This is a genomic window from Maribacter sp. Hel_I_7, assembly GCF_000688315.1.
Lineage (GTDB): Bacteria > Bacteroidota > Bacteroidia > Flavobacteriales > Flavobacteriaceae > Maribacter > Maribacter stanieri.
Window position 1 is genome coordinate 1397702 of record NZ_JHZW01000003.1, and the last position, 11468, is coordinate 1409169.

Annotated in this window: 10 protein-coding genes; 3 read left to right on the forward strand and 7 right to left on the reverse strand. The window is 35.2% G+C overall.

Going from position 1 to position 11468, the window contains the following annotated elements:
- Nucleotides 1–2: 2 nt before the first annotated feature.
- The 3 genes from P178_RS0117865 to P178_RS0117875 form a co-directional block, all read right to left on the reverse strand.
- Nucleotides 3–1100 (reverse strand): DUF262 domain-containing protein, encoded by a 1098-nt coding sequence (locus P178_RS0117865; protein WP_027067519.1) that lies wholly within the window; start codon nucleotides 1098–1100, stop codon nucleotides 3–5.
- A gap of 137 nt (nucleotides 1101–1237) precedes the next feature.
- Nucleotides 1238–1891 carry a fructose-6-phosphate aldolase gene (fsa, locus tag P178_RS0117870; protein ID WP_027067520.1) on the reverse strand — a complete coding sequence of 218 codons (654 nt, stop codon included), beginning with the start codon at nucleotides 1889–1891 and terminating at the stop codon, nucleotides 1238–1240.
- Nucleotides 1892–1948: 57 nt separating this feature from the next.
- Nucleotides 1949–3979 (reverse strand): transketolase family protein, encoded by a 2031-nt coding sequence (locus tag P178_RS0117875; RefSeq protein ID WP_027067521.1) that lies wholly within the window; start codon nucleotides 3977–3979, stop codon nucleotides 1949–1951.
- 401 nt (nucleotides 3980–4380) lie between these two features.
- Here P178_RS0117875 and P178_RS22315 point away from each other — a divergent pair, with 401 nt between their 5' ends.
- Entirely contained in the window at nucleotides 4381–5313 is a 933-nt protein-coding gene (locus tag P178_RS22315; RefSeq protein WP_081819470.1) for an alpha/beta hydrolase family protein, read from the forward strand.
- Here the strand turns inward: P178_RS22315 and P178_RS0117885 are convergent, their stop codons facing one another.
- From P178_RS0117885 to P178_RS0117900, 4 genes are all read right to left on the reverse strand, one after another.
- Nucleotides 5314–6003, reverse strand: coding sequence for a VIT family protein (locus P178_RS0117885; protein WP_027067522.1), 690 nt, complete (start codon nucleotides 6001–6003; stop codon nucleotides 5314–5316).
- Nucleotides 6004–6006: 3 nt separating this feature from the next.
- The gene (rpiA, locus tag P178_RS0117890; protein WP_027067523.1) at nucleotides 6007–6684 is read right to left on the reverse strand and encodes a ribose-5-phosphate isomerase RpiA; all 678 of its coding nucleotides are present in this window, start codon (nucleotides 6682–6684) and stop codon (nucleotides 6007–6009) included.
- 128 nt (nucleotides 6685–6812) lie between these two features.
- Nucleotides 6813–7685 (reverse strand): universal stress protein, encoded by an 873-nt coding sequence (locus P178_RS22765; protein ID WP_051638349.1) that lies wholly within the window; start codon nucleotides 7683–7685, stop codon nucleotides 6813–6815.
- Nucleotides 7686–7766: 81 nt separating this feature from the next.
- Nucleotides 7767–8456 (reverse strand): Crp/Fnr family transcriptional regulator, encoded by a 690-nt coding sequence (locus P178_RS0117900; protein ID WP_027067524.1) that lies wholly within the window; start codon nucleotides 8454–8456, stop codon nucleotides 7767–7769.
- Between the two features lie 118 nt (nucleotides 8457–8574).
- Between P178_RS0117900 and P178_RS0117905 the strand changes: the two genes are divergently transcribed.
- A complete protein-coding gene (locus P178_RS0117905; protein ID WP_027067525.1) occupies nucleotides 8575–10971 on the forward strand; it encodes a heavy metal translocating P-type ATPase in 2397 nt (798 codons plus the stop codon).
- 286 nt (nucleotides 10972–11257) lie between these two features.
- On the forward strand, nucleotides 11258–11467 hold the full coding sequence (gene ccoS / locus P178_RS0117910) for a cbb3-type cytochrome oxidase assembly protein CcoS (RefSeq protein ID WP_027067526.1): 210 nt from the start codon (nucleotides 11258–11260) through the stop codon (nucleotides 11465–11467).
- Nucleotide 11468: the final 1 nt, after the last annotated feature.

Here is an 11468-nt window from a genome sequence, read left to right on the forward strand (position 1 = left end):
ATCTACAAAATTTCTCTTAAAAAAGAAGTATAATCATTTATTCTCTTGTGTACAACATTCTTATCTGTTGTCCCTTTGGTTAAACTACTGTAGAAATCCTCATTATCTAACAACGTTGTCAGTCTATCAATTACCATATTTTTATTTGTGCCTTCAAGATGTTCTATTGAGGGATTTAAAATTGTCATTGATATCATCTGAGCATCAAATAATGCAGTATTTGCTTTCATTCTTTTTTTGGTTGCATCAAATGTCTTAAAAGTATATTCTCCGTATAACTCTATACACTTATCGAAATTGATTTTAAATGTTTGCGATAACCTCTCGATGGTTTGCTGATCATAAAATCTATTATTTTCTGCATAGCTATTTAGATAAGTTGTCATTGGTTTTTCATAATTCTCCCAGTTATTGTGCAAAGCAAAATATCTCAAAATCATTTCCTCGCCTTTCATCCGCTTATCGTTTGTAGTTGAAGTAGCTTTCTTGAAAGAACTAATGTTGCTTAATTTTTCGATTGCGCGTATTAAAGGTCCATTATAAATTCCGTGTCTTAATTCTTGAGGATTTAATTTAACCGAACCTGTGTTCAGTCTTTCAAATACATCGAATTTTATTTGTGGATGTGTGTCTTTAAGGATAACAATACATCTAATTGTTCTATTCCGAATATGTCTCTGAAATCTTGGGTCAAGTTCTGAAAATTTAAAACTATCTAATTCCGGATATGTGGCTAATCCTGTTAATGGAAATTCATCATTGAGATATAGACTGATACTCGTCAATCTTTGATTTCCATCAATAACAGAAAGAGTTTCATCCGAATTTTGGCTTAAATAAACAACAGGTATTGGACATTGAATAATTAAAGATTCAATAAGTCTTGATGCTTGAGCTCGATTCCAAACATAACCACGTTGGAACATTGGTATTTCGATATGCTTATCGCTAATGTACTCAACTATTGTAGAAACTGTAAAATCGTAAGTTTCTGTATTTAACTTTCTTTTTTCTGCAGGAATGTCAAGAATATCAATTTCGTATTCTTCCTTAACTGGAAAAAGTTTATTGGCTAATCTTGTCGATTTATTGTTATCCATAGTTTTTGTTTAATTACTGCCAGCGTAGGTATAATGAACATATGTTCATTATATACTAATATCCCTACTAATATAAAACAAAAAAACCATCACTTTTCAGTGATGGCTTTCTATATCATTAGACTAAATCTTACGATTTAGTTACCCTTATTGTAATCAGCTAAGAATTTCTCTAAACCGCTATCAGTTAATGGGTGCTTTAAAAGTCCAACAATCGAACTTAAACCACCTGTCATAACATCAGCACCAATTTTAGCACAGTCAATAATATGCATTACGTGACGTACAGATGCTGCAAGAATTTGAGTTTCGTAACCGTAGTTATCATAGATTAAACGAATATCAGCAATCAACCCTAAACCGTCTGTAGAGATATCATCTAAACGACCAATAAAAGGAGATACATACGTTGCACCTGCTTTAGCAGCCAATAATGCTTGACCAGAAGAAAATACCAAAGTACAGTTAGTTCTATATCCTTTATCAGAAAAGTACTTAATTGCCTTTACACCTTCTTTGATCATAGGTACCTTAATAACGATCTGTGGGCTAATTTTAACCAACTTCTCGCCTTCTGCTATCATACCTTCATAATCAGTAGAAATAACCTCAGCACTAACGTCACCATCAACAACATCACATATTTTCTTGTAATGTGCCAAAATGTTATCAGCACCAGTAATGCCTTCTTTAGCCATTAAAGATGGGTTAGTTGTAACACCATCTAAAATACCCATATCCTGAGCTTCTTTAATCTCGTCTAAATTTGCTGTATCTATAAAAAATTTCATCTTTTTCTAATTTTAAAATTATTATGAATGTCTTTAGGGATAAACCCTAAATACTATTTACTTTAAAAAATCTACTACTTGTTGGTATACTTGATCTCCGGTGAACCCGAATTTCTCATCCAATACAGTTGCTGGTGCAGAATAACCAAAATGCTCTAAACCGAACACTTTTCCGTTAGCTCCTGCTAAACCTTCCAAGTTTACAGGAAGACCTGCCGTAAGTCCGAAAACTGGTTTGTTTGGCGGAATTACTTTTTCTTGGTAAGCTTCAGACTGTTGTCTAAAAATACCTTCTGATGGTATTGAAGCGATATTCACTTTTAGACCTTCTTTCTCTTCTAATAATTTAGTCGCCGCTACCAAAGTTGCAACTTCAGAACCATTAGCGATCAAAATAACATCTGGATCAGCTACTTCTTGAATTAAGTATCCTCCTTTTTCAGCTCCTAAAGCTTCCTCGTAACGGTTACCACTTTTCGCAGGAAGATCTTTTATCCCTTGACGAGATAAAATAAGTCCGGTCGGCGTTTTTTGGTTTTCCATTGCCATTTTCCAAGCTACATTGGTTTCTTGAGAATCTGCAGGACGCAATGCTACAAAACTTTGCTCATGGCTATGGTTCTTTAATTTCTCTAACAAACGTATTTGTGCTTCTTGCTCTATTGGTTGGTGTGTTGGTCCGTCCTCACCTACTCTAAAGGCATCATGTGTCCAAACAAACTTCACCGGTAATTCTTGAATACAACTTAAACGTATTGCTGGCTTCATATAATCAGAAAATACGAAGAATGTTGCCACTACTGCCATTACCCCGCCGTGAAGCGCGATACCGTTTGCCATAGTTGCCATTGTCAATTCTGCTACACCTGCTTGTAAAAACGCTCCAGAGAAATCACCTTTCTTTAAAATGTGTGTTTTCTTTAAGAAACCGTCTGTTTTATCACTGTTAGATAAATCTGCAGATGATACGATCATATTCTCTACATTCTGCGCTAAATACGCTAAAACGTTAGATGATGCCGCTCTTGTTGCCTGACCTTCTTTCTGTGCTACAGAACTAAAATCAAGTTCAGGTAATTTACCTTCTAAGAAACCGTCTAATTTTGCAGATAGTTCAGCATTCTCTGAACGCCATGCATCAATCTCTCTTTTCTTAGCCTGAGCCTGATCTTTCTTTCTATTGATAATACCTTCGTAATACTCTTCTACTTTAGCGTAGATATCAAAAGGGTTTGCTACATCTGCACCTAAGTTTACCAAGGTCTTTTCATAATCTGCACCTGTATCGCCAATTGGCTTACCATGCAATTCTGTATACCCTTCGTACGGAGTACCATCTGCAGTTACACAACCTTTACCCATTATCGTTTGACCGATAATCAACGTTGGCTTATCTGTTTCTGCATTAGCATCTGTAAGTGCTTTTCTTATTTGATCGTGATCATGACCATCAATGGTTACAACTTTCCATCCCCATGCTTCATATTTCTTTGCCGTATCTTCTGATGTTACCTCATCTGTTTTAGATGATAACTGAACATCGTTAGAATCGTAGAACATAATAAAATTGCTCAAACCTAAATGACCTGCAATTCTACCTGCACCTTGAGAAATTTCTTCTTGTACACCACCATCAGAAATGAAACCATATATCTTATGGTTCATCCAATCTCCAAAACGTGCCTTTAAGAAATTAGCCGCTACCGCTGCACCAACTCCCATAGTATGCCCTTGCCCTAAAGGACCAGATGTGTTTTCTATACCTCTTGCTACATCAACCTCTGGGTGACCCGGTGTTACCGATCCCCATTGTCTAAAATTAGCAACATCATTCTTCTCGAAATTACCCAATAGGTAATACTGCGCATACATTAATGTTGATAAGTGTCCAGCATCCATGAAAAAACGGTCACGGAATGGCCATTTCATATCAGAAGGATCATAGTTGAAAAATTCAGAATATAAAATGTGCATGTAATCTGCGCCTCCCATTGGCCCCCCTGGATGTCCAGAGTTTGCCTTTTCTACCATCGCTACAGCTAATGCCCTTATATTATCGGCTGCTAATTGATCTAGTTCCTTGTTCATTATATTTTTAGATTATTTTTCAGGTTCGTGTTTACTTTAAAACTTCTAATATCTCCGTAAAGATACTTTATATCGGGCGCTAATTAAAATAATTTGCCCAACATAATTCTGTAGTATTCAAGTATTAAACGCTAGATCACCTATGTGTTATCATATGTACTCTTTCGAAAGGGTTTTCGAAAATAATCTTTTCAATGCTTTTCTACACATTAGCCCTTTAATTACTATAAGTAAGCTACTTACGCAGTACATTTGTCCATATACTAAGATTAACAAAAGATTGATCATAAACGGAGACGGCCCGATATTTAAAATGTTAAGCTTACTGAATACTTAATTTTTAACGATTTAGCCTAATTCTGTTTACCCCTATTATCCTCTTTAATGCTACAATACCCCATATGATTTCGAATATATCTTTCTCTCTATTTTGTAAATGCATCGTATTAATTGGCACATTATTGACTTGGAACTCCACGCTTTGTCAAATCTCCAACAACACGCCCGATGCCGTACAGATGAAAACCTACAATTACGCCGATACCTTACAGCTAGATTTTTATAGTATACCCTCCACTACCCTAGAATTAAAACCTACTGTGGTTTTAGTACATGGTGGCGGATTCACTGCCGGACAGCGAAATGGAGGTGATGAAAAAAGATTGAGCACCTATTTAGCAAGGCAAGGATTTAACGTGGCTTCTATTAATTACCGACTATCTAGAAAAGGAAAATCTTTTGGTTGCGATTGCCCAGCTTCCATTAAAATTGACACCTACGTGGAAGCTGTTGCAGATCTTTCTAAGGCCATAAATTACTTAACGAAAGATTCATTGCCTTTTAAGGCAGACCCTACCAAAATATTCTTGATAGGCAGCAGTGCCGGTGCTGAAACCATTTTAAATTTTCAATTTATGCGTTATGACTATCGCTTTAAAAACCTGCCCTATCCTAATGCTGAAATAGCCGGAGCAGTTGCTTTATCGGGCGCGGTTTTAGACGAGAACTATATTGATAAAAGCAATAAAGTGCCATTACTATTTCTTCATGGGGTCAAAGATTCTATTGTTCCCATGGATACCAATCCACATCGATTTTGTAATTCTAATGAAACGGGCTATTTACGAATTAACGGACCTAAAGCTATTGCAGAACGATTATCTGAAATTGGCGGAAACTTCAGTGTGTTATACAATGAAAATGGCGGGCATGAATGGGCTTCCCTAGGTTTTGATTTTCCAGAATTGATAAGTGATTTTTTAAAGGAGGTTCTTAAAGGAGATTTTTCAAAGCAAGAATTCAATGAAATTGCTGCTCCTGAAACTAAAAGGTAATTACGCTAGATTAACCTCGAACAGATGACCAATTAGTGCTGTAATTGCCATGGCTACCGTACCCCAAAAACTAATTCTTAATACTGCCTTCCAGATATTAGAACCGCCCGCTTTAGCCGCAATTGCCCCTAAAACCGCCAAGAACACTACCGCAAAACCATACTGCACATATTCCATCTGTTCCAGCGGACCAAAATAGGCTACAAGAACAGGTAATAATCCGCCGAAAACAAAGGCTCCACCAGATGATAATGCCGCCAATAACGGATTAGCTTGTGTAATATCGTTTATACCCAACTCATCTCTAGCATGGGCACCCAAAGCATCATGAGCAGTTAATTGCTCTGCAACTTGCAATGCCAAATTAGCATCTAAACCACGCTCTTCATAAATCTTAGCCAGTTCTTTGAGTTCTTCCTCTGGCATTTCTTCTAGCTCTATCATTTCTCGAGCTAGATCGGCTTTTTCTAAATCTTCTTGTGAGCTTACAGATACATATTCACCTGCTGCCATTGATAAGGCACCTGCTACCAAGCCTGCCACTCCCGCCAAAATAACGGGCTCTCTGGTCGTACTTGCCGCTGCAACACCTATTACCAAACTTGCTGTTGACAAAATACCATCATTAGCCCCTAAAACGGCTGCACGTAACCATCCGCTTCTAGTACCATAATGTTTCTCGTCTTGCATAGTTTATTTTTTCGATGTAGTTGCTTGCTCTCCATTACCAATAATAACCAAATTGGTCGATGTCAAAAACAAACCGGTTTCTACAATACCGGGTATTGCTTTTAATTGTTGTTCTAAATCCGACAATTTAATATTGGTATCCCAAATATCAATATCTACAATATCATTATTCTCATCGGTTTTATAATCTTCATCACCGTTCATACGCTGAACAGGTTTTAATCCCATTTCATTAAGCTCTTTGATGATGAGTTTTGTAGCAAATGGTATAGTTTCAATGGGCAATTTAAACTTACCAAGGCGAGATACACTTTTAGAGGAATCGGCAATGATAATATTCAAATCTGTATTATGTGCCACTATCTTTTCTCGTAATAAAGCGCCACCGCCGCCTTTAATCAATTGAAAGTCTTCATCTACCTCATCTGCCCCATCAATTGTAACATCTAGCCTTTTTGCTTCTGCTAACGTAATTACATTTATACCGAGCTCAGTAGCTAATTTTTTAGTCGCTTCAGATGTTGCAACAGCTTTTATCTCCAAACCGTTCTTAACCATTTCGCCAATAGCCTCAATCATAAAAAATGCTGTAGAACCGGTACCTAAACCAACTGTCATTCCAGATTTAATATATTTTACAGCTTCTAATGCCGCTACTTTTTTCTCGTTTACCGCGCTCACTTTAGTATGTATTAAGGTTTATTTGGTGTTAAAGATATTTAGAATAAATTGATAGGATTACCCTTAACACAAACTAATATGTAAAATTTTGTGATTATAAATACAACAAAACCTTTTCAGACCTTTATTTACTGACTCACACTTATGTTATTCTCACTTAATTGCAATGATAACATTGGTAGGTTACAGCAAAATGTGGATTTACCTACAATAAAATCATTACATAAATTTCTTAAATAACTATTAGCACCATTGGGCAGTACAATTAATTGGCAATTAGTTTGATCAACATACTTCTTTAAAGTAGTTGTTAAGGTAGTGTCCATATTTAAAGCCTGAATCTTATGAACAATATTACGTAATGAACTACCTATAGTTACGTGATTTAGTTGTTGTAAGTCTGATCTTGGGGAAATTGCATTTTGCAAGCTTGCAATTTCAACTGAACAATTAAATTCTTTTGCCAGTTTTGCCACGGGGTTTAATTCATCATTATTGAATAAATGATTGTGTTCCGATACTAATGAAATATGTTGCAAATATGTAAATTCCACCGCTGCAGGTATTACTAAAACGGGGCATTTGTCTACATTATTTATAATACGAACTGTATTTCTTCCTAAAAAAATGGAATCATCGTCTGCAGCACCACTGGCACTCATTACAACAAAATCTATGTGTTGTTGCTCAACCACTTCTCTAACCTCATCTATTAACATAGAAAAAGTTGAAATCGACTTATAGGTATGAAGCGGGTTATTGTATTCTTTTTTAATTCTTTTTATTGTTTTTTGCAATCCTTTTTCTGAGGCTAATTGGGCTGAACACGTTTTAGAAGTTTCAGCTATTCTACCTGCCATTAAACGGTTACTATATAATTCTGGTGTATATGCATTAAGAAAGTGAAATACACACTTAGATTCTGCAAATAGTTGTAATGCGTATTTAGTTGCATTCCAAGCAGCTGTTGAAAAATCGGTTGGTATTAATATATTTCTCATGAATGAGGTAGATCATTTGAATGATAAATGTAGGCTCACAATAGAACTGAAACTATGACATTTATCAGAATAGTAAATTATTTAAAATCCGTCGGCAAGTTCTTGCAACGTACACTCTTGTACTATCCCTATTTTCTTACCATCAGTCTTAATAAGTCCTTTTTTCTTGAATTCAGAAATCATACGAATTAGAGACTCGGTTGCCGCCCCAACAATATTTGCATAATCATCTCTGCTCAATGTTAGTGAAAGAAATCCGTTCGCATCTTCCCCATAATTATTCTTCAAATAAATGAAAGCTTCAGCCAAACGCTGCTTTACGGTTTTCTGAGACATATTTACAATAACATCATCGGCTTCTTTTAAGTCATGAGCCAAATGTCTAAGTACTTCTAATGAAAAATACGGATTTGTATTTAAGATATTAGAGATGGTTTCTTTTGGTATAAAACATACTTCCATATCACTAATAGCAGTTGCACTTAAATTGGTGAAATCTTCTGCAATTACAGAGCGCTGACCCATAATCTCTCCCCTATTGGTCAATTTTACAATCTGCTCTTTACCATTACTACTCAATTTAGATAATTTAGATACGCCATTGCGTACACAAAATACCCCATCAAGTTTCTGCCCTTCCGTAAATAAAGCATCTCCCTTTTTTATTATCTTAGAAATTTTAGAATCTGAGACTTTTTTTAACTCGTCTTTATTTAACGCACGGAGTGAATTAAACTGTCTTATAATACAATTTTCACATCTATGTTCCATGGCAATATTATTTATTATCCGCCAAAAATAAACAAGCCTGCGAATGTATTAACTGACAATTATCATGTTTTAGATTGTGTATGATTTTCACCTTTGCCAAACTTATTAGTTTAAATTTATGCAGGCTACAAATTGTTACCATTGCGGCGATCCTTGTGAAAGACAACTCATAACATTTGATGAAAAATCGTTCTGTTGTGCCGGTTGTAAAACTGTCTATGAAATTTTTTCCAGTAACGACTTGTCTCATTATTATGAACTACAAGCGGCGGCAGGTACTACTCCAAAAGCTATAGAAGGAAAATATGATTTTCTGGATAATGAAGAAATCATTTCTAAACTAACGGAGTTCAATGATGGCAACATTCAAATCATTAACCTTTATATACCCACTATACACTGTAGTTCGTGTATTTGGATTCTAGAGAATTTAAATAAGCTGAACAGCCATGTCACCAATTCTCAAGTAGATTTTCCCAAGAAAACAATACGTATCACCTATAAGCAAGAGGGTTTCAGCTTAAAAAACTTAGTCTTGCTTTTAGCAAAAATTGGATATGAGCCTTATATTTCGTTAGAAGATTTTGATGGTAAAAAGAAGGTTACAGACAGAAGCCTCATTTATAAATTAGGCGTTGCCGGTTTCGCTTTTGGCAATGTCATGTTTCTTTCATTTCCTGAGTATTTTGATTTAGGATCAAGCGCGGCATCGGGTGGTGAATTTTGGCTGAATAAATATCAAAATCTATTTAGATGGATGATGTTCATATTTTCACTACCGGTAGTTTTCTATGCAGGATGGGATTATTTTGTTTCTGCCTATAAAGGATTACGCGCAAAACTTTTAAACATAGATGTACCCATAGCCCTTGGTATTCTAGTACTTTTTCTAAGAAGTACTTTTGATATTACTTTTGATTTAGGAAGTGGTTTTTTTGATTCCCTAACAGGACTGGTTTTCTTTCTTTTACTAGGTAAATTCTTTCAACAAAGAACCTACAGCTTTTTATCTTTTGAACGCGATTATAAGTCATACTTCCCCATTGCCATTACAAGATTAAATACTAGTGGTAAAGAAGAAACGGTTCCTGTACAAGAAATTGTAAAAGGTGATAGAATACTTATACGAAATGAAGAAATGATTCCCGTAGACGGTACATTGGTATACGGTAATGCACAAATAGACTACAGTTTTGTTTCTGGAGAATCTGAACCCGTATCAAAAAATACCGGTGAACAAATATTTGCAGGTGGAAAGCAACTAAACGGAGTTATCGAAATGATTGCCCTAAAATCTGTCTCGCAAAGTTATTTGACCCAATTATGGGGAAATGCCGTTTTTAAGACGGATAAAGCAAATGCCTTTCAAAATCTAACCGATAGCATTGGCAGACGCTTTACTATCACAGTACTTTCAATAGCCTTTACCGCAACTACATTCTGGTTATTTTACGACCCATCTAAAGCTTTGAACGTTTTTACGGCGGTATTAATAATTGCCTGCCCATGTGCTATAGCATTGGCATCACCATTTACATTGGGCAATATGCTTCGCATTTTTGGCAAGAAAAAATTCTACATTAAAAACACGCAGACCATAGAACAATTAGCAAAAATTGATACTGCAATTTTTGATAAAACAGGAACAATCACAACTACGCAAAAAAGTACAGCGCACTACGAAGGAATGCCTTTGACCCCTGAGGAGGAATCTATCTTAAAAAATACCATTAGAGCTTCTAACCACCCTTTAAGCAGATCTTTATATGATCTACTTAAAGAACAGAATATCATAACCTTAGATGAATACGAAGAACATGTTGGAAAGGGATTAGAAAGTTCTAAAGATGACATAAATATGAAAATTGGTTCTGCCAATTTTGTTGGTAAAACTAATCCAGATAATGTGCTAGACACTTCTATCTATATCAGTTCTAATAATGACTATAAAGGTAGATATGTATTTCAAAATCAATATCGTGACGGACTCTCAACAGTCTTTAAAAACATGTCAGAAACCTTAAACCTAGCGATACTTTCTGGTGATAATGAAGGAGAAAAAGAGCGACTAGAAGCATTGTTACCAAAATTGACTCCACTCTACTTCAATCAGAAACCTGAAACGAAATTAAAGTTCATAAAAACGTTACAAGATCAAGGAAAAAAAGTACTAATGGTGGGCGACGGATTAAACGATGCAGGAGCGCTGGCACAAAGCAATGTAGGTATAGCCATATCAGAAAACATTAATGTCTTCTCCCCTGCCTGCGATGCTATTTTAGATGCTACAAAATTTAAACAGTTATACAGTTATATTTTGGCTTCAAAGAAAGCAATACGTATTATTAAAATGAGCTTTATGCTATCGCTGCTATATAATTGTGTAGGACTTTATTTTGCGATTACTGGACAATTAGAGCCTGTTATTGCGGCGATACTCATGCCATTAAGCTCTATCAGTATTGTTATTTTCACTACGATTATGACCAACCTACTTGGTAGAAAATTGCCGTAATCTGATGAATACTAATTCAAGTAAAAATTTAATTAGGACTAACTTATTCTGCAATTTACATTCATCTTATCAGAAAAATATAAATCATATATTTTAACATAATCGAAATATTATTCTTCACTGTAAATATTATTTTAAATCACTCACTTACAACATAATATAACCTATCACTGATTACCCTATCATCTAATATATTTAAGTTTTTTAAGAAAAATTTTAAAGTATGACATTTGTCATTTTCTAAGGTATACAACCCACTTATTTTTACCGAATAATTCAGGTAGGTATGAGTGTTATTTATGTTTTACTAGCTATTAGTCTAGTTGTGGCGATTATCTTTTTCATTGCCTTTATCGTGTCTGTCAAACAAGGACAATACGATGATTCTTACACACCATCTGTTCGTATGCTATTTGAAGATGAATTGGTCAAACCTAAAAAGACAGTTACAAAAGAGTTTAAACAAGAGAAAATCCAACTAAATAAACAAGTATAAT

Excerpts from the sequence above, each read along its gene's own strand:
- P178_RS0117865 (WP_027067519.1), bottom strand. The coding sequence starts at position 1,100 with ATGGATAACAATAAATCGACAAGATTAGCCAATAAACTTTTTCCAGTT.
- fsa (WP_027067520.1), bottom strand. The coding sequence starts at position 1,891 with ATGAAATTTTTTATAGATACAGCAAATTTAGACGAGATTAAAGAAGCT.
- P178_RS0117875 (WP_027067521.1), bottom strand. The coding sequence starts at position 3,979 with ATGAACAAGGAACTAGATCAATTAGCAGCCGATAATATAAGGGCATTA.
- P178_RS22315 (WP_081819470.1), top strand. The coding sequence starts at position 4,381 with ATGATTTCGAATATATCTTTCTCTCTATTTTGTAAATGCATCGTATTA.
- P178_RS0117885 (WP_027067522.1), bottom strand. The coding sequence starts at position 6,003 with ATGCAAGACGAGAAACATTATGGTACTAGAAGCGGATGGTTACGTGCA.
- P178_RS22765 (WP_051638349.1), bottom strand. The coding sequence starts at position 7,685 with ATGAGAAATATATTAATACCAACCGATTTTTCAACAGCTGCTTGGAAT.
- P178_RS0117900 (WP_027067524.1), bottom strand. The coding sequence starts at position 8,456 with ATGGAACATAGATGTGAAAATTGTATTATAAGACAGTTTAATTCACTC.
- P178_RS0117905 (WP_027067525.1), top strand. The coding sequence starts at position 8,575 with ATGCAGGCTACAAATTGTTACCATTGCGGCGATCCTTGTGAAAGACAA.
- ccoS (WP_027067526.1), top strand. The coding sequence starts at position 11,258 with ATGAGTGTTATTTATGTTTTACTAGCTATTAGTCTAGTTGTGGCGATT.